Below are 19,053 nucleotides of genomic sequence, written 5' to 3' on the forward strand. Positions count from 1 at the left end.
CTACTGCGGCGTCTGGCGCATCTGCTGCAGCGCCTCGTTGATGGCATAGGTGCGCTGGTTGGTCTGGCGCAGCCGCTCGCAAACCAGCCGCGAGAGGCCGAGGACGATCTTGATACCCAGCTGCGGATTGCGTTCGATCAGGCCATACAGATCGGGCTGGAAAAAGCCGAAAATGCGGCAGTGGGCGCGCGCCACGGCTGTCGCCGAGCGCGGCGCGGCATCGAGCAGCGCAATCTCGCCAAAGAATGAACCATCGCTGAATTCGGCCAGCTGCAGTTTGCCGGCTTCGGAGAGAATGGCCACCCGGCCGGTCTGGAGGATGTACATCCCCATCCCCGGTTCGTTCTCACGAAAAATGACCTCGTCGGGCTGGTATTCCCGCTGGTGCAGAATGCGCACCACCGCCGCCAGTTCCCGCCGTGTTAAATCCTGAAAGATCGGCATGGCCTTGAGGAGCTGGCTGATCTCCTCTTCATTCTGCTCGGGATGTTCTGCTGCTTTCTTGACGAACAAACCTTTCATGGGCATTCCCCATTCAGCTGCGTGAATCGACTGGACTCCCTTTGCGGGGCCGTCTGCAAGGCGCAGCGGGCCCCTCTTCAATCGAAATATAATGCAAATTGGCCAAAAATGAAATGATTTTTATTGTTGCGTCAAAAAGGCCAGAATAGCCCGCATCAACCGATCCCGCTCCGGCGCTGCGGCGAGGGTCTCGAAGGGGAATCCCATAGCGACTACAGCATGGCCTTTTTTAAAGGCTGTGGCGGCACTGAACTGGTTCTCGCTGTAGCGGAGAATGGTGCGGCTGCCGTTGACCGGATCAATGGCGTCGGGAGCCTCGGCGGCATAGATCTGTGAATCCGGCCGGGTGATGAACCGGAACGGGGTCCCGCGCGGCCAGAAGCGGTCATCCGCGCTGAAGAGGATCCCCTCGGTGGCGGCGTGATCGGCCGTCCAACGGTAATGCAAGCGCCGCTCGATGAACTGAACCAGAGAGTCGTCGGACTTTTTCCCGGCGCAAGGATCGCTGCCGATGTACGCCCCGCTGACGAAGAGCCCCCCCTTGCGGTTGAGCAGACTGTCGAGGGCCGCGCAGAGTCCTGGCGAGAAAGCGGCATACCGCGGGCCGCGCAGCGAATCGCCGGCGGCGGTAGGCCAGCGGGTCCGCTTTTGCTCCCCAAGGATCAGATCGACCAGCCTGAAGCGGCGCAGATCGACCCGCCCGCTGGTGAGGGCTTCATCGCTGCAGGAGACGAAGGAGCGGCCAGCGGCGCGGATCGAACGGCCATGAACCGCGGGAAAATCGAAGGTATTGCCGCAGATTGGCTTCGCCTCCCAGGCCGCAGCGCTGGCACCGTGACCGGGGGCATCATTGGTTCGGAAGGGGGAGTCGGTCTTCAGGTCGGTCTGGCTCCCGGTATACCCGATGCTGAAATGGTCGGCTACCCCCTGATCGAGGAAATCGGTGAATCCCGCGTACTCTGCCCCGTCGATCCAGGCAGGAGACGCGACCCGGTCAAATCCGTTGACCACCAGGACCGGCTCAGGGTCCTCCGGCAGCTGGCAGAGGGAGAGCACCTCGCTGGGAAAGCTCTCGCCGCCGGCATTGACCGCGGTCACCTTGAAACTGTAGAGCACCCGCGGCTTGATCGGCCGGACCACCAGGCGCGGCTGATCGACCGGTGTGCCGTTGTCAAAACCGCCGTTCTCCTGGCGCATGTAGACGATGTAATTCTGCGGCTCGGCCGACGGTTCGAGGGGATCGCTGACCGGCTGCCAGCTTAGGGTTGCCTCCCCCGGGCCGCTCAGCAGGGCCTGAAAATGGTCCACCGGCAGGGGCTGGACGGCGAAGGCGCTCTGGTTTTGAAAGGCGATAAATTTGAGCATCGCCTTGTAGATAGCGCGCGCGGTGTCAAAACGGAAACGCGGATCGAGGGCATACTTCATGTCCAGAAAATTCTGGTGTGAGAGCAACTCGAGCAGGGTGCAAGGGATCTGCGGGCGCCGAGACTCGCTGTAATCGCCGTCCATCAGCGGACGGCGGCTCCAGACCGGATCATACAGCCGACGCAGATCCTCAACAAGCTGGGTCTGCAGCACATCGGCGAAATCGCGGTTGGCCATGCGCGATACCCCGTCCGGAAAGCTGAACGTCGAATCCGCGGATTGATAGCTGTAAATGCTCAGGGTGCCAATGGTGGTGTCGTTGCGGGTAATTCCGGCATCGGTATGAAAGGCAAAGCTGAGGTCAAAAGGGATGCCGCGGCCGGGATCGTGGCGGCTCTTCTTCGGCCCGAAGGGATCGCCGTAGAGATAGTTGGCGTACTCGCTGCGACTGTTATAGTCATCTCGATAATCATCGCGGCCATCGTTGAGATTGTAGATCAGGGTGTCGGGAAAGCCGGCGAACTGAAGATAGTACTTGCTCCCCTCGGCGAAACGGGGCTTGCCGCTGACCGCCCCATTGCGCAGGATGTCGCCCATGCCGCCGCCGAAACGGACGCCATCGGCGCTGACCAGACGGCCGGGGGTGTGGCCCCGGTTGCTCAGCTCGACGCTGCCGCTGTCGGGATGGCAGCCCTTCAGGAAGCGGAAGGTGCCGAGATAGATCCATGTGGAGCCGCCGATCTGCTGATTGACCAGAAACTGCGTTGCGCCACCGGCATGGCGGACGGTATAGAGGGCATCATCGAGGTTGTCCGGAGAGGCATGCCAGGAGATGTAGACAGCATAATCGCCGTCGGCGGGGATCTCCGGCCGCCAAAAGGCGCAGCTCGTCCCGACGGTGTCGCTGGTGCAGAGACGATGGGTGCCTTGAAGGAAGGGATTGTGATTGACCTCGTAGGGTGGACGGCCGATGGCGAAGCCTTTCTCCGCGCCACAGTGCCACCCGGGTCCGGATTCGTGGTAGCCGGCGCCGGTGGATGCCGGGGTGTCGTTGTCAACGATCACCATACGGGTCTGGATGTCGCGCTCGCGCGGTGTAAAGACCACCGCTCCGGCATTCTCGAGCATTGGAATGAGATAAAAGGTGGTGAACGAGAAAGGGAGCAGATCCTCGACGGTCTCGAAAAGGCGCGGACGCTGCCATTCCCAACGGTCCGTCCCGGCATTGTAATACCAGCCGTGGCTGGGACGAACGTCGATGGTGCGATTCAGCAGTCCGAGGCTGGGTTGACTGGGGCGGCTGATGCGCCGCACCAGGGCCGCCGGTCGCGGCGTCTGCCGGGCCATACGGCTGCGGTCCCATTGACGGGCATTGCGGCGGTAGAGATTGGGGATAAGGGATTCGATCGGCTGGCCGAGCGTGTAGAGGGTGATGTTGTAACGGTCGTATTTCTTGCCGAGCAGCGCATGGAGCCGGGCATAGGTCGCTTTGACATTATCAGGCCGGAAGGCGGGATAGGAAAAGTTTTTGCTGAAAGTGACCGCGAGGGACTTTTCGCTGGACTTGAGGATGAGGGATTCGATGCGCACCCCGTTGGAGAGGGGCAGAGGCGATTTGGTCGCCGTGCACTCGGCAATCAGGGCTTCGATTTTTTTATGGACGTGAATGCTTTCCTTGTCCATTTTGCTGTAGTCGTAGGCGGGTTTGCGCAGAACTGCTTTCGGCGCACAGGCCAGGGCGAGCGCAATCAGGCCCGGCAGGATGAGGCGGAGGCACGGTTTCATTTAGACTCCCGGTTAGATGGTCACATGATAAAGAATTTCGCGCAATCCTCCAAGCAAAAAGTGCGGCGGCCGGAAAACGGGTAGGCGCCAGCGGGGGTGCAAGTTACGTCGGCGGCCGGAAACCGGGCGGGCGCTGAAGGATGTGCGCAAACCGGGCGCGCCGGAACGGCGCGAATAATACCGGGCCGCGAATGGTTACATGCTGTAGAGCGCGACCCTTAAATACGGAGGTGGTATGGATTACACCCTGCTGCAGCAACATCTTTTCGAACTCATCCGCCGCACTTCGGCCTTTCTGCCGCGCGATGTCGAGGTTGTGCTGGCCGATGCGCGCGGCCTGGAGGAGCCCGAATCGCGGGCCCGACTGGCTCTGGAGATGGTCGCCCTTGACATCGGCCTCGCACGGCAGCGCTCGGCGCCGATCTGCCAGGATACCGGCACCCTCACCTTTTACCTGCGCGTGCCGGTTGGCGCCGACCAGATCGCCATCCGCCAGGCCATCGAGGCGGCGGTGGTTGATGCGACCCGCCATGGCTATCTGCGGCAGAATTCGGTCGACAGCCTCACCGGCCGGAACAGCGGCAACAACCTGGGGCCCGGCAGCCCGGTCTGCCATTTCGAGCAGGGGCCCGGAGAGAACCTGGATATCCGCCTCATCCTCAAAGGGGGCGGCTGCGAGAATACCAGTGCGCAGTTCATGCTCCCCGCCACCTTTGACGGCGTGCGCTATAACCGCGATTTGCAAGGGGTTCATGCCTGCATTCTCCAGGCGGTGCTGCAGGCGCAGGGCCACGGCTGCGGACCGGGGTTTCTCGGGGTTTGCATCGGCGGCGATCGCGCCACAGGGTATGCCTATGCGAAAGAGCAGCTGCTGCGGCCGGTTGATGATGTTAACCCCGTGCCCGCGCTGGCGGACCTGGAGGCGCGCGTAGTGGCGGACGCCAACCGCCTCGGGATCGGCCCCATGGGCTTTGGCGGCCGCCTGACCCTCGGCGGCTGCAAGATCGGCAGCCGCAATCGCCTGCCTGCCTCCTTCTTTGTCAGCGTCGCCTATATGTGCTGGGCCTATCGCCGCCGCGGTCTGTTGCTGGATGCGCAGGGCACGTTGGTCGATTGGCTTTATCATGAAGCGGGCGAATTCGCCGCCGAACCCGCTGCGCCTGCGGAGATGGTCTTCGATCCGGCGCGGGTGCGGCGGCTGCAGGCGCCGCTGGATGAAGCGACGGTGCGTTCCCTAGCGGTCGGGGAGATCGTCCTGCTCAGCGGCACCCTGTTCACCGGTCGCGATGCCGTGCACAAGTATTTGCATGAAGGCGGCGAGCTCGAAATCTTGCGCGGCGGCATCATCTACCATTGCGGTCCGGTGGTGATCGAGGCCGGCGGGCGGCGCCAGGTAGTGGCCGCAGGGCCGACCAGCTCGATCCGCGAGGAACCCTATGCAGCGGAGATCATCGCAAAATACGGCCTCAAGGCGATCATCGGCAAGGGGGGCATGGGGGAGCGGACGCGTCAGGCCCTGGCGGCGCACGGAGCGGTCTATCTGCACGCCATCGGCGGAGCGGCGCAGATCTATGCCCGGTGCGTCGAAGAGGTGGTCAGCGTCCATCTCGAAGAACTGGGCAGCCCCGAAGCGGTCTGGGAGTTGCGGGTGCGGGATTTCCCTGCGGTGGTGACCATCGATGCGCACGGCCGTTCGCTGCACCAGGAGGTGTTGGCCGCTTCGGGAGAGCGACTGCAGGCGTTGATGACACAATAATCGCGGAACCCGGCGCAAAAAAAACGCCCGGAGGAGGGGACTCCCGGGCGTTTCTGTTTTTTGGCAGCTTCTCAGAGCCGGCTGAAAAAGGGCAGCAGCGAGAGCGCCAGGCCGAGGAAAAATTTGGAGATGCGCAGGAGCCGTTCGTCGCCGGTGATGAAGAGGAACTCCTTGGCAAATGCGGCGTGGATCACCAAAAAAAGCCCTAAGCCGCTGCTGATCAACTGCCAAAAGTAGATGGGTTGATCTCCCATGGCTGCTTCTCCTGACGAAGCCGAAAATGATGAGGGAGACTCCAAAGCCGGGGGGGGGACGGCCATGGAGTGAGCACAGTTAGAGGAGGCGATGTAGCTTCAGAAACAGCTTGGTTAAATATAAAAGCCATGCTATTGGAAGTCAAGTATTTTCTTCACAGGTAGCAACTTTTTTTTAGGTCGGCAAAAGTTGCCGTTAAACGCAGAAAATACTTGACAAATTCCACAAGATGTAGTATTTTTAACTAAATAGTTGGTTAAACCAAATGGTTAATTCAGCGGCGGGGAAAAGACTGCCGCTTTTGAACCCTTCGGGACGGCCGTTGTTCCACACGTTCCACAGCGGGAGTGGATCCTTGCAGCAGGAGAACCATGAGCGACCGGGAAAATATGCGTGACCGGATCAAGCAGGCGGCCGCGGAAGTCTTCTCCGAGCGGGGTTTTGACGGGGCGCGTATGCAGGAAATTGCGGATCGCGCCGGCGCCAACAAGGCGATGATCTATTACTATTTCAACTCCAAGGAGGCGCTCTTCACCGCCATTTTTTCGGAAAACTTTACTAATCTTTTAAAACTGTTCAGCTCCATCCTCCAAGTTGAGGCGATCGATCCCAAGGTGGTGATCCCGCAACTGGTCCATCTGCACCTGGACTTTCTCAACCGGCATCCCGAGCTGCCGAGGATGATTGTCCGCGAGATTCACAGCGGCAACCCGGTGGTCGAGAAGCTGGTGCGGAGCAATTTCCGCCGCTTCAGCGGACCGTTGCAGGCCCTCAGGGACGAAATACCGGCAGCGATCCGAAACGGGCGACTCCGCAAGGTCGATCCGCTGCAAACGGTCTGGAATCTTGTAGCGCTCAATATTTTTGTCTTCATTGTGCAGCCGATCCTCGCAGCCGCCTTTCCCGAGGCCTTCTCCGACAAAGCCCGGATGCTGGCGGAGCGGGAGAAGGCCATCGTGGACCTCATGCTCTACGGTTTGATTCCGCGTCAGGAGGAGTGACATGTCATCTCCATCATGGATTCCCAGGCGATTTCCCATCCTCAGTCTGTTGCTGCTGGCGCTGGGAGGGGCGGCGGCAGCGCAGCAGAGTCTGCCGGAGTGTGTGCATGCAGCCCTCTCCAATAATCCGGGTTTGAAGGTGGCCGAAAGCGAGGCGGGGATCGCCGCTGCGGATGCCGACCAGGCGAAGGCGGCTCGGCTGCCTTCCCTCGATTTCAGCGGCAGCTATCGCCGCCAGAGCACCATCCCCGAACTGCATTTCGATGCGCCGCTGTTCCAGCAGTTCTTCCCGAAGGGTGGGATCAAGCTGGGTTCGCTGGACAACTCGGACCTGCGGTTGACGCTGAGTCAGCCCCTTTTCACCGGGTTCCGGCTAAGCGGCTCCAGGAGGGCCGCCGAGGCGATGGCCGGCGCCAAGGAGAGTGAACTCAAGCGTCAGCGTGGCGAGTTGATTTTCCGGGTTGAATCGGCCTATGCCGCCCTGCTGCAGGCGCAAAAGGGGGCGGAGATCGCCCGCAGCGCCCGCGAGCAGATCGCCGCTCATCTGCGTGACGTCGAGGTGATGGTCGAACAGGGGCTGGCCCGCCGCGACGAGCGGCTGCGCGTTGAGGTCAAGGCCTCGGAAGCCGATCTGGCGCTGCTGCAGGCCGAAAACGGCGTCGCTTTGGCGGCGGCCGCACTCGAGAACCTCCTGGCGGCTCCCCTGCCGGCTGGAACCGGCCTGACGGCGATGGGCCCCGGCCATATCGAACCGGGCACGCTTGAGGCGTCACTGCAACTGGCCGCAGCCAACCGGGAAGAACTGGCGAGCCTGGCCAGGGCCCATCAGGCTGCCGATGCCGGCCGCAAGATAGCCAGGGGAGGGCGTCTTCCCGCACTCGCCGGTTTTGCCAGCTACGGTTATGGCAAACCCGGCCTCGACATGATCCGCAATGAGTGGATGGACTACTGGCTGGTCGGAGTCGGCGCCGAATGGAATCTTTGGAACGGCGGGCGGACGGTCTCCAGGATCGAGCAGGCCGAACTGCGGCTGAAGGGGATCGCCGAGAGCGAGCGCCAGCTGCGGGAGGCGATCGCGCTCGATGTCAAGCAGGCTCATCTGCGCCTCAATGAGGCGTCCAAACGGCTGGAGGTGGCTGGACGGATGGCCGAACAGGCGCGGGCCAGCTTCGCGGTGACCGAGAAGCAGTATCAGCAGGGTCAGGCGTCGAACACCGATTACTTTGATGCACAATCCGAGCTGACCCGGGCCCTGCTGCAGCAGAGCGGTGCGGAGATCGAATCGGATCTGGCGCGCGCCAACTGGCGCCGCGCTGTGGGCCTCGGCGAAAAGGAGTACTCTCAATTCTGAAAGAGGAGTCTATGAAAGTCTTATCCCAGGTCGTGTTCGTCATCGCCGTTCTGATGCTCTTCAGCGGCTGCGGCAAAAAGGAGAGCGGCGTCATCACCGGCTCGGGAACGCTGGAGGCGACCGAGGTCCTGGTCAGCGCCAAATCGGGCGGCACTCTGACCGCCCTGCTGGTCGACGAGGGGGCATCGGTCTTAGCCGGGCAGCTCATCGCCGCCATCGACAGCGAAAAGATCGTCCTGCAGCAACAGCAGGCTCTGGCCGCGCTGGAGGAACTGCGGCTCAACCGCATCAACGCCTCTCGCCTCACCCGCACCGCCGGAGAGAACCTCGACAACCTCACCCGGAAGAGCCAGCGCATCGCAGTGCTGCTCGAGGATGGCAGTGCAACACAGCAGCAGTTCGATGATCTCGAGACCGCGCGCAAGGCGGCCGAGGCGCAATTCGAGAACGGGCGTACCAGTCTGGCCGCTCTCGACGCCAAGGAAGCGCAGCTCAAGGCGCAGATCGGGCTCATCGGCAGCCAGTTGCGCGACAGCCGCGTGACCGCGCCGATCAGCGGCGTCGTCATCGACACCTATATGGAAGCGGGCGAGGTGGCACGCCCGCTTGCGCCGGTGGTCACCCTGGCCGACCTGACGCGGATGTACGTCCGTATTTACCTCAAGGATAAGGATATCACGCGCATCCGGCTCAACGGCCCGGCGCAGCTCACCCTCTCCGGCTATCCCGGCAAGACCTTCCCCGGCCGGATCGTCTGGATCGCCGACAAGGCCGAGTTCACGCCCAAGAATGTGCAGACGCGCGAGGCGCGCTCCGATCTGGTCTATGCGGTCAAGGTGGCGGTGGACAACCCCGACGGCATCCTCAAAATCGGCATGCCAGCCGACGTGACCCTGCTCTGAGGGCTCGCCCGATGGCGTACGATATTCAAGTCTCCGGCCTGCGCAAGTCCTTCGGCGCGGTGACGGCCCTGGACCGACTCGGCCTGACCGTCCAGCCGGGGGAGATGCTCGGCCTGATCGGGCCCGACGGCGCCGGCAAGACCACCACTCTGCGCATCCTTTGCGGTCTACTCTTCGCCGACGCCGGCGACGTCCGCGTCGGCGGCCTTGACCCGCGCCGGGCGCCCCGCGAGGTGCGTCGCTTCCTCGGCTATATGCCGCAGCGCTTCTCGCTCTACCCGGATCTTACAGTTGCGGAAAACCTGCGCTTTTTCGCGGATCTCTTCCAGGTGCCCAAGGGAGAGCGCGAACGCCGCATGACCGAGCTACTGCACTTCAGCCGGCTCGCTCCCTTCACCAGCCGTCTCGCCGCCCGTCTCTCGGGGGGAATGAAACAAAAGCTCGCCCTCTCCTGCACCCTGATCCACACGCCCAGGATCCTGATGCTGGACGAGCCGACCACGGGCGTCGACCCGGTCTCCCGGCGGGAGTTCTGGGAGATCCTCGGCACCCTGAACCAGGAGGGTGTGACCATTCTCGTGACCACTCCGTACATGGATGAAGCGGCGCGCTGCGACCGGGTGGCGTTTATTCACAAGGGGCGGCTGCTCACCGTCGAGCGCCCGGAGGCCATCCCGGGGCTCTACACCAAGAAACTCTTCGAGGTGGTCACGCCGGATAATCTCGTGGCGGCGCGCCTCTTACGCGCCAGCGGGGCTTTCACAAGGGTCCAGGTCTTCGGCGACCGGATTCACCTCAGCGCCTCGGGGGATGACGAAACCTTGCAGCATCAGGTGACCGCGTTGCTGGAGGCGGCCGGCATCCGCGCCGATTCGGTCGCCCCGATTGCGGCGGGGATTGAGGACGTGTTTGTCGAATTGCTAAAGTGAGCAGTGCCATGACAGAAGCGTACTCCGTTCAGGTGGAGGGGATTTCGCGCCGTTTCGGCGATTTTGTTGCCGTCGACGGCATCAGCTTCAAGGTGCGCGAGGGCGAGATCTTTGGCTTCCTCGGCGCCAATGGCGCGGGCAAGACCACGACCATCCGTATGCTCTGCGGGCTGCTGCTGCCCTCCTCCGGCAGGGCCACGGTCGCGGGTTATGACATTTACTCGGAGACGGCGCAGATCAAGGCTACCATCGGTTACATGTCACAGAAATTCTCGCTCTACGACGATCTGACCGTCGCGCAGAACCTCGATTTCTACGGCGGGATCTACGGCCTCTCGCGGGAGGAACTCGGCCGGGCCATCACCTCCGCCATCGCCACGACCGATCTAAAGCAGCATCTGGGCAAGCTGACCCGCGATATTCCCACCGGCTGGAAGCAGCGTCTGGCCCTGACCTGTGCCATCCTCCACGAGCCCAGGATCCTCTTTCTCGACGAGCCCACCGGGGGTGTCGATCCGATCTCACGGCGGGAGTTTTGGGGGCTGATTTATGATCTGTCCGAAAGGGGGACCACTGTCTTCGTCACAACCCACTATATGGACGAGGCCGAATACTGCAACCGGCTGTCGATCATGCATGACGGCCGGATTATCGCCCTGGGCTCGCCGCGTGAGCTCAAGGAGCGCTACCGCAAATCGACCATCGAGGCGCTTTTTATCGATCTAGTGCGGCAAGAAAGCCGCAAAGCGGAGACCGTATGAGGGCGCGCATCCTGGCGATCGTCCGCAAGGAATTACTCCACATTTTGCGCGATCCGCGTAGCCTGGTCATCATCTTCCTTCTCCCGATCCTGATGGTGCTGCTCTATGGTCACGCGATCACCTTCGACATCCGCGACATCCGGCTGGGGCTGCTCGATGAGGACAAGAGCCCGGCAGCGCGTGATCTGGTGGAGGGTTTGATCAGTTCGAATTATTTTCAGTTGAGCGGCATCCTCGAACGCCGCGAAGCGATCGAGGAGGCCTTTCTCCACCGCCGGATGATTGCGGTGCTAATCATTCCGCGGGGATTTGGTGCCTCCTACGGGAGCCGGCCGCTGAGCGAGGTGCAGGTGATTCTCGACGGCTCCAACGCCAACACCGCGACCGTGGCGATGAATTATATTCGGGCCTATTTCGTCAACCGCTCACTGCAGGCCAATGCCCTGGTGCTGCAGCCGCCGATTGAGCTGCAGCCGCGTGTCTGGTACAATCCCGATCTCAAGAGCGTCAATTTTATCGTCCCCGGCTTGGTGGCGATCATCATGATGCTGATCTGCGCCCTGCTCACCTCGGTGACGGTGGCACGTGAACGCGAGACCGGGACGATGGAGCAGATCCTGGTTTCGCCGGTGCGCGCCCTGGAGATTATCGCCGGGAAAACCCTGCCGTACATCCTCCTGGCCTTTCTCGCCGGGTTGCTGGTGATTCTCTTCGCCTGGATCTGGTTCGGGGTCCCCTTCCGCGGCGAACCCCTGTGGCTGCTCTTCTATGCCCTGATCTTCATCTACACCTGTTTGAGCCTGGGGATTTTTATCTCAGCGCGCGTGCCCAATCAGCAGCTGGCCCTGATGTTCGCGATGGTCTCGACCTTTCTCCCCTCGATCCTGCTTTCGGGTTTTATCTTTCCGGTCGCCTCGATGCCGAGGCTGCTGCAATACCTCAGCTATATTGTCCCGGCCAAATACTTTCTCGTTATCATCCGCGGCCTCATGCTTAAGGGGGTGGAGGGCGCCCAGCTCTGGCAGCCGGCCCTCTTTTTGCTGGCTTTCGGGACCGTGCTGATCCTGATCAGCGTCAAGCGCTTCAAGATCAATCTGGAGGAGTAGCGGGTGATCAAGATCCTGCATATCATCAAGAAGGAGTTTATCCAGATCCGCCGCGACCGCAGCATGCTGGGCATCCTGTTTGTGGTACCGGTGGTGCAACTGTTGCTGCTCGGTTTCGTCATCTCCAGCGAGGTTCGCAACATCAGGACCGTCATTTGCGATCTCGATAATTCATCCGCGAGCCGTCGGATCGTCGAGCATATCCGTCAGTCGGGATATTTTAATGTGGCCTATTACGACCCGAGGCCGGGCCGAATGCAGGCGTACCTGGACCGCGGCCGTGCTGCGGTGGCGGTGGTAATTCCTGAGGATTTCAACGCCCGGCTGCAGCGGGGCGAGCGTACCGCCCTGCAAGTGCTGGTCGATGGCCAGGATTCCAACACCTCGACCATTGCCCTAGGGTACATCAACGGCATTCTGCAGCGTGATCTGACCGACCAGATCGAGGCGCGGTTGCAAACGAGCGAGGTTGCCGCGGAGGTTCATCTTGTCTCCCCCAATCTGCGCGTCTGGTACAACGAGGAACTCAAGAATTCGGACTATATGGTGCCGGGGATTGTGGTTTTTCTCCTCACCATGGTCACGACGCTGGTGAGCGCGATGGGGCTGGTGCGCGAGCGCGAGATCGGCACGATGGAGCAGCTGCTGGTGGCGCCCATCAAGAAGCACGAGCTGCTGATCGGCAAGCTGGTGCCCTTTGCGGTGCTCGGTCTGATCGAGCTGGCTTTCGGGCTGACAGTCGCGCGCATCGTTTATACGATTCCGCTGGCTGGACATCTCGGTTTGCTGATACTCTTCGCCCTGATTTATCTCTTCACCACCCTTGGACTGGGGTTGTTCATCTCCGCCTCCTCGGCGACGCAGCAGCAGGCGATGTTTCTGACCCTCTTTTTCCTGATGTTTTTCCTGCTGATGTCCGGTTTTCTCTTCCCGATCGAGAACATGCCGAGAGTGATGCAGATGATCAGCCTGGTCAATCCGATGCGCTATTTCGTGCTGGTCGTACGCGAGCTTTTAATCAAGGGGGCGGGGTTGCACCATCTCTACACCCAGGGTCTGGCGCTGCTGGTTTTTGGTGCAGTGATCTTTTCGTTTGCGGTGCTGCGGTTTCAGAGTCGTGTTAAATAGCGGCGGGATTTTGCGGCCGGGTTCTGAAAGAATTGGTTGGTTTTATCAAAAATATTTTGTAAAATTTAGCTTAAATCTGGATGACCATCGCCGGAGACGGGGCGCCGGCGTGGGGAGTGAAGGAGATGCCGGAGCTTCCGGAAGTAGAGACGATCTGCAGGAGTCTGGCCCCGCACATCACCGGCAAGCTGCTTGCCGGGGTGGAGGTAAGCGCGCCCAAATTGCGCCGTCCCTTGCCCTCTGCGACCGTCTTGCGTGGGCTTTCCAATCAGCGCATTCTCGCTCTGGAGCGGCGGGCCAAGTATCTGCTCTGGCATCTCGACGGCGGCGGGGTCCTCGTTATTCACCTCGGCATGAGCGGGCGGTTGAGCTATTGCAATCCGCCGCGGCCGGCTGAACCCCATACCCATGTTATTTTCCATTTTACGGACGGTGGTGAACTCCATTTTCGGGATCCGCGGCGGTTTGGCAGTCTGGACTATGCCGGGCCGGGCGAGGCGCTCGAAATGGCCTTCCTCAGGGATTTGGGGCTTGAGCCCCTTTCACCGGCCTTCACACCCGATTTTCTCCGGCAACGTTTGGCATCGACGCAGCGGACGGTCAAAACCTTGATAATGGATCAGCGGGTGGTGGTTGGCGTGGGTAACATCTACGCCAATGAGGCGCTTTTCCGCGCGGGCCTGCATCCGCAGCGGCGGGGGAACAGCCTGAGTGCGCAGGAGGGCGCGGCGCTGCATGCCGCGGTCGTCCAGGTCTTGCAGGAAGCGGTGGAGCGCGGCGGTACCACCCTGACCGATTTCCGCAATGCCGAGGGAGAGCCGGGTTTTTTTCAGCTTGATCTGGCCGTTTATGGCCGCCAGCAGCAGCCTTGCCCGCGCTGCGGCCGGGAGATCCTCCGCCTGGTCCAGGGGGGACGCAGCTCGTTTTTCTGTGAAACCTGTCAAAAATAAAGGTTCATTGGCCTATGGCCAAAATACTTTCCGACAAATTCTTTGAACAGCTGGGCGAGCGCACGATCTCGTTCTTCACCACGGTGTATGACATCGCTGTGCTTTTCATTCAGAGCATCAAGGCGCTGCCGTCGCTATGGTTCTACCGCCGTCAATTCCTCGAGCAGATCTATGCCTTCAGCGTCAAGACCCTGCCGATTGCGGCAGTGATCGCGGTCTTCATCGGTCTCGGGGCGACGGTGCAAAGCACCTATCAATCCTCCGAACTGCTCACTCGTGCAATCCTCGTCAATGTCATTTTCAAGACGACCATCCTCGAGCTCTGTCCGATCATCCTCTCCCTGGTGCTGGCCGGTAAACTGGGGGCCTCACTCGCCGCGGAGATTGGCAGCATGAAGATCTCCGAACAGATCGAGGCCCTTGAAACCATGTCGCTCGATCCCGTCGGTTTTTTAGTGGTACCGCGCATCGTCGCCGGCCTGCTGATGCTGCCGGTGATCACCATCTTCGCCAACGCCCTGGCGATCTTCAGCTCCTTCTTCGTTTCAGCGGTGGCCACCGACTGGATCTCGGCGCAGGAGTTCGGCAGCGGCATGCAGATGGACTTCAAGGCGTTCGAACTCTATTTTGGCAACCTGATCAAGCCGGCGGTGTACGGCGTCCTGATCGCCCTGGTGGGAAGCTATTTCGGGCTGCGAACCACCGGCGGCGCCAAAGGCGTCGGGACCGCCTCCACCAACGCCGTGGTGGTCTCGGCGGTTTTCATCGTCATCTTTGATTACTATCTGGGAAAACTTTTACTATGATCACCGTGCGCGGCGTCCACAAGAGCTTTGAGGAGAAGGAGGTGCTGACCGGCATCGATCTGGATATTCCGGATAATAATAACCTGGTCATCCTCGGCCCGAGCGGACAGGGTAAAACGGTCTTCATCAAGACTCTGGTGCGGTTGATCGAGCCGGACGCGGGCTCGATCGCCTATGATGGAGACGATATTCTCAAGATGAGCCGCAAGGAATGGCAGGCCTACCAGAATCACATCGCTTTCGTTTTTCAGAATTCGGCTCTATTCGATTTTCTCGATGTGCGCGAAAATCTGAGCCTCTTTTTGCGCATGCACAAGCGATTGAGCCCGTTTCAAATGTACAACGAGGTGAGCCGGGCGATCAATTTTGTCGGCTTGGGCGAGGATGTCCTCGACAAATTCCCCGAGGAGTTGAGCGGCGGCATGCGCAAGCGCGTCGCTATCGCCCGCGCCATGATCAAGCGCCCCAAATATATCTTTTATGATGAGCCCACCACCGGACTGGACCAGAACAATGCCGAGAAGGTGAGCGAACTCATCCTCATGCTCAAGAACGAGATTGCCGCCACCTCCATCATTGTGACCCATGACATCAAATTGATGCGCGATGTGGCCGACCGGGTTGCCCTCCTCCGGGAGGGAAATATCTCATTTACCGGCACCAAGGAAGAAATTTCGGCTGAAACCCTGGAGTTTTTATACGAGACACGAGGAGAATATGACCTATAAAAAGATGAGCTATATTTCCGGCGTGATCATTTTTTTCAGCGCCGTGATCCTGCTTTGGGCCATTCTGTGGCTCTCGGGCCAGCGGATCATCTCGTCGAGCGAGTACCGCGTGTTTTTTAAATTTTCGGATGTTGTCGGCTTGCGCGACCGCTCTCAGGTCTTCATGCGCGGCTATCGCATCGGCTGGACCAAGGGAGTGCGCTTCGAGGAGGATGGGGTGGTGGTGCGGGTCGATATCAAGGACCGCTTTCATATCCCGATCGATTCCAAGATTGAAATCAACACCCTCAACCTCATCGGCGAAAAGGCCATCACCATCGAGCCGGGTAAATCGCCGAAGGTGTTGCCGGCCGAGGGCCAGCTGGAAGGCCAGAACAAGGATATCATGATAGTCGCTAAAACCATGCTGATGGATCTTCGCAGCCGGATGGAGGGGGGTGAACTCGATCAGCGGATCAGGGAGGCCTCATCCTCTATCAAGACCATGAACGAGGTGCTCATCAAGGTCGATAAAAAGGTCGATGCCCTCGATGTCCCCATGTACAATCGCCAGATCGCCGAGATTGGCGAAGCCGCCCGAAGCATCCGGCTAGCGGGCTCGGAGGCGACCGAACTGGCCAAGGAGAGCCGGGGTAGCGTTAAGCAGGTTGAGGAGACCGCCGGCAAACTCTCCCTCCTCTCCGATCAGCTGACCGGGATCGCGACCCGGCTCAATAGCGGTGAGGGGTCAGCGGGCGAGCTGCTGCAGAATAAGGAATATGTCAAGAATCTCAATGCGACGGTGACCGAACTCAAACTCCTCATCGAGGATTTGAAGCAGAATCCGGACAAGTACATCAAGGTGTCGGTTTTCTAGAGTGTAACCGCCGGGCTGGTCCTTGCGACCGGCCCGGCGGCATCAACCTTTCTCCGTACCCTCTCGTCCCCACCCGGCTCTTGCAGTACGCTCTTCGTAACCTTTCGTCCCCAACCGGTTCGCGCCGGAACGCTCAGTCCCGACCCGCTTTCAGGCGAAACCGGATGTACTTGATCCGTTTCCCTTCCTTAATATGTCTCTGCTCGTAGGCAGTCTGAATTCCAGTCAGATCGGGATCGGATGGCCCGGAATAAAGGTCGGGAGTACTGGCCAGAACCTCCGCTTTACGCCTTGCCAGAATCCGCAAGGTGAAAGCGTAGAGGCCTTCATCATCGGTTTTCAGGTGGAGGAGGCCATCCGGTTGTAAGAGGAGTTGGTAGAGATCGAGGAACCGCGTGGAGGTGAGCCGCTTTTTATGCTTGCCGCCTGCTGGATGGGGATCCGGGAAGGTAATCCAGATCACAGCGATTTCTCCAGGTGCAAAATATTCGCCAAGCTGTTCGATGCTGGCGCGCACAAAGCCGGCATTGGTCAGGCCGAGCTCCAGGGCGCGGGTGGCGCCGACCCACAGGCGCGGACCCTTGATATCGATGCCGATAAAATTGCGCTCCGGATAGCGCTGGGCCAGCGCCAAGGTGTAATCGCCTTTGCCGCACGCCAGTTCGAGGGTGATGGGACGATCATTGTGAAAAAAATCGGAGTGCCAGTGACCCCGCAGGCTGCCGGGATCCTGGCGTACGTTCGCCAATCCTGGAAGGGCGGCGAAGCGGATGAGTTTTTGTTTGGCCATATCGGGGGAGTATTTACGAAGAATTCTCTTGCATTGCAAGGAGAAAAAAAGCAGGGTACCCAAGAAATCTTCATCCCACCCGCTGCTTTGCCCGCGGGCCCCGATTCAGGTTTTCACCGACCTACGCTCTCGGTCCCACCCGCTGCTTAGGCCGCAAGCCCCCATTTCCGGCTCTCACCCGCACCCGATTGCCTGAGGTCGCGGGTAAGAGCAGAGTGCCTATCTCAGCCGGCTTTGCGGGCGGCCAGGAAGTAAAAGATGATCAAGGCCAGTCCACCGAAAAGGAGCATACTGGCCAGGGTGAAGATGTCCTGGCCATCACCGTAGATCGTGCCGACCAAGGCACCAAGTCCAACGCCGCTCAGCACCAGACCCCATTTGAGCGAAGTGGGGGCATTCTCGCGAACGGGCTGGGCGAAGAGGGCCTGAAGGATCTCGGCCGTCACCCCTTTCTCGATCATCTGCCGCTTCAATTTGTTATCCGAGAGGATCTTCACCATTAAAACGACCATGGCAAATGCGCCCAGAGGGACCAATTCTTCCATCATAGGATTCTCCTTTCTTGGTTGAGGGATTTCATTTCGCTCTACCTTATCTGACAGGTCAGGGGGGAAAATGTTGCAGGAGAGCAATACCTTGTTGCAATTACCCGAGAATTTCTTATCTTATTATGTAGGTACCGCCTGTACAGGCGAGCCGAGGTCAGGGAACACCGGGTGTGGGCGAGAGGTGATGGCTGGCCCCGGGATGCACCGAGTGCAACATTTCAGCCGCTTGGCGGTCTAATCAGAGGGAATGGACACCCGAGACGATAAAACGCTGATCGAATCCATCCTCGCGGGCGACCAGGGCGATTTCGCCCTGCTGCTGGCGCGCTACCAGAAACTGGTCGTGCACCTGGTCGCGCGGATGATTCCCCGGGCATCAGACCGTGAGGACCTGTGCCAGGAGATTTTTCTGCGCATCTACCGCAGCCTCGGCGAATTCGAGCATAAATCCAAATTATCCACCTGGGTGGCTACAGTCGCCCACAATACCTGCATCAATTATCTGCAGAAGAAACGCCTGCCGCTCTACGAGGACCTGGCCGGGCCAGAATCCGACGAGAATGCCGAGGCAAGCCGCCGGCTCGAATGGGTCCCCGCGGCTGAGGCCTCACCGCTGGAGCATGTAGAAGCGCGGGATTTGCGTGCCACCCTCCAGCGCGAGATCGATGCTCTGCCGTTGACCTTCCGGGCGATCCTGACGCTCTTCCATCTGGAGGAGATGAGCTACAGCGAGATCGCCGAGGTGACCGCCCTCCCCGAGGGCACGGTTAAAAGTTATCTTTTTCGTGCGCGGCGTCTACTGCGAGACCGCCTCGCCGCGCAGTACCCTGTGGAGGCTTAATGAAGCAACATTTGAATGATGCTGAGCTGCAACTATACCTCGATGGCCGGCTCGAGGAGAGGGAAAAGCTCGACCATCTCCGCGGCTGTCCGCTCTGCCAGGAACGCCTCGATGGCTATGAGCCGCTCTTTGCAGCGCTCGCCGTTGAACCGGAATGGTCGCCGTCACCAGCCTTGACAGAAAAGGTGATGCGCAAGATCCGGAGGGAGAGCCTTGGGCCGCTCTCCGAGAACCTGCTCCACTCCCTGATTCTGATGGGCGGGATCATTGCCGCCTTTCGGATCGCCTTGCCCTTTCTGCATCCGCGAACCTATCTGACGGAGATGCGCGGACTTCGCCTGCCTGAGAGCGGTCTCTCCTGGGAGTGGTTCCGGCACCTGAACATTTTGCCCCAGCTGGAAGAATACTTCCGCGGGACCACCCTACCGATTAACAGCCTGGTTCTTTTGGGCGGAGCGCTCCTCCTGGTGCTGCTTCTGGACCAGCTTATCGCCCTGGCCCGTCGTCACGATCTGCCGCAGAGCCGCTGAACCCCCTTCGCCTCCAAGGGTGTCGGTTTCGAGCCCGGCCGGAATCTTCCCCGGCCGGGCTGTTTTTTTGAGGGCCGCGTGGGCGGGATCGAGAGCGAAGGGGGGGGACCGAGAGCAGGGCGCGTGGAAACCAGCTTTCGGCG

Annotated in this window: 19 protein-coding genes; 14 read left to right on the forward strand and 5 right to left on the reverse strand. The window is 60.4% G+C overall.

Features of this window, described 5'->3' with window-relative positions:
- Both PLH32_07000 and PLH32_07005 read right to left on the reverse strand, forming a co-directional pair.
- Nucleotides 1-522, reverse strand: coding sequence for a cyclic nucleotide-binding domain-containing protein (locus tag PLH32_07000; protein HQJ64344.1), 522 nt, complete (start codon nucleotides 520-522; stop codon nucleotides 1-3).
- A gap of 120 nt (nucleotides 523-642) precedes the next feature.
- Nucleotides 643-3,672: a fibronectin type III domain-containing protein gene (locus tag PLH32_07005; GenBank protein ID HQJ64345.1), complete on the reverse strand. Its 3,030-nt coding sequence runs from the start codon at nucleotides 3,670-3,672 to the stop codon at nucleotides 643-645.
- A 235-nt stretch (nucleotides 3,673-3,907) separates the two neighbouring features.
- Between PLH32_07005 and PLH32_07010 the strand changes: the two genes are divergently transcribed.
- Entirely contained in the window at nucleotides 3,908-5,428 is a 1,521-nt protein-coding gene (locus tag PLH32_07010; GenBank protein HQJ64346.1) for a FumA C-terminus/TtdB family hydratase beta subunit, read from the forward strand.
- Nucleotides 5,429-5,499: 71 nt separating this feature from the next.
- Here PLH32_07010 and PLH32_07015 read toward each other — a convergent pair whose 3' ends face one another.
- On the reverse strand, nucleotides 5,500-5,682 hold the full coding sequence (locus tag PLH32_07015) for a hypothetical protein (GenBank protein HQJ64347.1): 183 nt from the start codon (nucleotides 5,680-5,682) through the stop codon (nucleotides 5,500-5,502).
- Between the two features lie 372 nt (nucleotides 5,683-6,054).
- On the opposite strand from PLH32_07015, the gene PLH32_07020 reads away from it, so the two are divergent.
- From PLH32_07020 to PLH32_07070, 11 genes are all read left to right on the forward strand, one after another.
- Nucleotides 6,055-6,684, forward strand: a complete 630-nt coding sequence (locus PLH32_07020) for a TetR family transcriptional regulator (GenBank protein ID HQJ64348.1) — start codon at nucleotides 6,055-6,057, stop codon at nucleotides 6,682-6,684.
- A gap of 1 nt (nucleotide 6,685) precedes the next feature.
- A complete protein-coding gene (locus PLH32_07025; GenBank protein ID HQJ64349.1) occupies nucleotides 6,686-8,035 on the forward strand; it encodes a TolC family protein in 1,350 nt (449 codons plus the stop codon).
- Nucleotides 8,036-8,046: 11 nt separating this feature from the next.
- On the forward strand, nucleotides 8,047-8,937 hold the full coding sequence (locus PLH32_07030; GenBank protein ID HQJ64350.1) for an efflux RND transporter periplasmic adaptor subunit: 891 nt from the start codon (nucleotides 8,047-8,049) through the stop codon (nucleotides 8,935-8,937).
- 11 nt (nucleotides 8,938-8,948) lie between these two features.
- Complete coding sequence (locus PLH32_07035; protein ID HQJ64351.1) at nucleotides 8,949-9,866, forward strand: ABC transporter ATP-binding protein; 918 nt, start codon at nucleotides 8,949-8,951, stop codon at nucleotides 9,864-9,866.
- A gap of 8 nt (nucleotides 9,867-9,874) precedes the next feature.
- Nucleotides 9,875-10,627, forward strand: coding sequence for an ABC transporter ATP-binding protein (locus PLH32_07040; protein HQJ64352.1), 753 nt, complete (start codon nucleotides 9,875-9,877; stop codon nucleotides 10,625-10,627).
- Nucleotides 10,624-11,733, forward strand: a complete 1,110-nt coding sequence (locus tag PLH32_07045) for an ABC transporter permease (protein HQJ64353.1) — start codon at nucleotides 10,624-10,626, stop codon at nucleotides 11,731-11,733. Before PLH32_07040 ends, PLH32_07045 begins: the two co-directional genes overlap by 4 nt.
- Nucleotides 11,734-11,736: 3 nt before the next feature.
- Nucleotides 11,737-12,861, forward strand: a complete 1,125-nt coding sequence (locus tag PLH32_07050; protein ID HQJ64354.1) for an ABC transporter permease — start codon at nucleotides 11,737-11,739, stop codon at nucleotides 12,859-12,861.
- Nucleotides 12,862-12,986: 125 nt separating this feature from the next.
- The gene (gene mutM / locus PLH32_07055) at nucleotides 12,987-13,811 is read left to right on the forward strand and encodes a bifunctional DNA-formamidopyrimidine glycosylase/DNA-(apurinic or apyrimidinic site) lyase (GenBank protein HQJ64355.1); all 825 of its coding nucleotides are present in this window, start codon (nucleotides 12,987-12,989) and stop codon (nucleotides 13,809-13,811) included.
- Between the two features lie 14 nt (nucleotides 13,812-13,825).
- Nucleotides 13,826-14,617 carry an ABC transporter permease gene (locus PLH32_07060; protein ID HQJ64356.1) on the forward strand — a complete coding sequence of 264 codons (792 nt, stop codon included), beginning with the start codon at nucleotides 13,826-13,828 and terminating at the stop codon, nucleotides 14,615-14,617.
- Nucleotides 14,614-15,345, forward strand: a complete 732-nt coding sequence (locus tag PLH32_07065; GenBank protein ID HQJ64357.1) for an ATP-binding cassette domain-containing protein — start codon at nucleotides 14,614-14,616, stop codon at nucleotides 15,343-15,345. Before PLH32_07060 ends, PLH32_07065 begins: the two co-directional genes overlap by 4 nt.
- A complete protein-coding gene (locus PLH32_07070) occupies nucleotides 15,335-16,201 on the forward strand; it encodes an MlaD family protein (protein ID HQJ64358.1) in 867 nt (288 codons plus the stop codon). The genes PLH32_07065 and PLH32_07070 overlap by 11 nt, the downstream gene beginning before the upstream one ends.
- 133 nt (nucleotides 16,202-16,334) lie before the next feature.
- Here PLH32_07070 and trmB read toward each other — a convergent pair whose 3' ends face one another.
- Nucleotides 16,335-16,991 (reverse strand): tRNA (guanosine(46)-N7)-methyltransferase TrmB, encoded by a 657-nt coding sequence (gene trmB / locus PLH32_07075; protein HQJ64359.1) that lies wholly within the window; start codon nucleotides 16,989-16,991, stop codon nucleotides 16,335-16,337.
- 224 nt (nucleotides 16,992-17,215) lie between these two features.
- Entirely contained in the window at nucleotides 17,216-17,539 is a 324-nt protein-coding gene (locus PLH32_07080) for a hypothetical protein (protein HQJ64360.1), read from the reverse strand.
- A gap of 247 nt (nucleotides 17,540-17,786) precedes the next feature.
- Between PLH32_07080 and PLH32_07085 the strand changes: the two genes are divergently transcribed.
- Both PLH32_07085 and PLH32_07090 read left to right on the forward strand, forming a co-directional pair.
- Entirely contained in the window at nucleotides 17,787-18,380 is a 594-nt protein-coding gene (locus PLH32_07085) for a sigma-70 family RNA polymerase sigma factor (GenBank protein ID HQJ64361.1), read from the forward strand.
- The gene (locus tag PLH32_07090; protein ID HQJ64362.1) at nucleotides 18,380-18,910 is read left to right on the forward strand and encodes a hypothetical protein; all 531 of its coding nucleotides are present in this window, start codon (nucleotides 18,380-18,382) and stop codon (nucleotides 18,908-18,910) included. The genes PLH32_07085 and PLH32_07090 overlap by 1 nt, the downstream gene beginning before the upstream one ends.
- The last annotated feature ends 143 nt before the right edge of the window (nucleotides 18,911-19,053 follow it).

It is taken from the genome of bacterium (assembly GCA_035419245.1).
Lineage (GTDB): Bacteria > Zhuqueibacterota > Zhuqueibacteria > Residuimicrobiales > Residuimicrobiaceae > JAKPUX01.

Bases quoted from the DNA above. Each gene is read 5' to 3' on its own strand.
- PLH32_07090 (HQJ64362.1), top strand. From the start codon at position 18,380: ATGAAGCAACATTTGAATGATGCTGAGCTGCAACTATACCTCGATGGC.
- PLH32_07035 (HQJ64351.1), top strand. From the start codon at position 8,949: ATGGCGTACGATATTCAAGTCTCCGGCCTGCGCAAGTCCTTCGGCGCG.
- trmB (HQJ64359.1), bottom strand. From the start codon at position 16,991: ATGGCCAAACAAAAACTCATCCGCTTCGCCGCCCTTCCAGGATTGGCG.
- PLH32_07085 (HQJ64361.1), top strand. From the start codon at position 17,787: ATGGACACCCGAGACGATAAAACGCTGATCGAATCCATCCTCGCGGGC.
- PLH32_07060 (HQJ64356.1), top strand. From the start codon at position 13,826: ATGGCCAAAATACTTTCCGACAAATTCTTTGAACAGCTGGGCGAGCGC.
- PLH32_07080 (HQJ64360.1), bottom strand. From the start codon at position 17,539: ATGATGGAAGAATTGGTCCCTCTGGGCGCATTTGCCATGGTCGTTTTA.
- PLH32_07045 (HQJ64353.1), top strand. From the start codon at position 10,624: ATGAGGGCGCGCATCCTGGCGATCGTCCGCAAGGAATTACTCCACATT.
- PLH32_07015 (HQJ64347.1), bottom strand. From the start codon at position 5,682: ATGGGAGATCAACCCATCTACTTTTGGCAGTTGATCAGCAGCGGCTTA.
- mutM (HQJ64355.1), top strand. From the start codon at position 12,987: ATGCCGGAGCTTCCGGAAGTAGAGACGATCTGCAGGAGTCTGGCCCCG.
- PLH32_07040 (HQJ64352.1), top strand. From the start codon at position 9,875: ATGACAGAAGCGTACTCCGTTCAGGTGGAGGGGATTTCGCGCCGTTTC.
- PLH32_07010 (HQJ64346.1), top strand. From the start codon at position 3,908: ATGGATTACACCCTGCTGCAGCAACATCTTTTCGAACTCATCCGCCGC.
- PLH32_07030 (HQJ64350.1), top strand. From the start codon at position 8,047: ATGAAAGTCTTATCCCAGGTCGTGTTCGTCATCGCCGTTCTGATGCTC.
- PLH32_07005 (HQJ64345.1), bottom strand. From the start codon at position 3,672: ATGAAACCGTGCCTCCGCCTCATCCTGCCGGGCCTGATTGCGCTCGCC.
- PLH32_07025 (HQJ64349.1), top strand. From the start codon at position 6,686: ATGTCATCTCCATCATGGATTCCCAGGCGATTTCCCATCCTCAGTCTG.
- PLH32_07000 (HQJ64344.1), bottom strand. From the start codon at position 522: ATGAAAGGTTTGTTCGTCAAGAAAGCAGCAGAACATCCCGAGCAGAAT.
- PLH32_07065 (HQJ64357.1), top strand. From the start codon at position 14,614: ATGATCACCGTGCGCGGCGTCCACAAGAGCTTTGAGGAGAAGGAGGTG.
- PLH32_07070 (HQJ64358.1), top strand. From the start codon at position 15,335: ATGACCTATAAAAAGATGAGCTATATTTCCGGCGTGATCATTTTTTTC.
- PLH32_07020 (HQJ64348.1), top strand. From the start codon at position 6,055: ATGAGCGACCGGGAAAATATGCGTGACCGGATCAAGCAGGCGGCCGCG.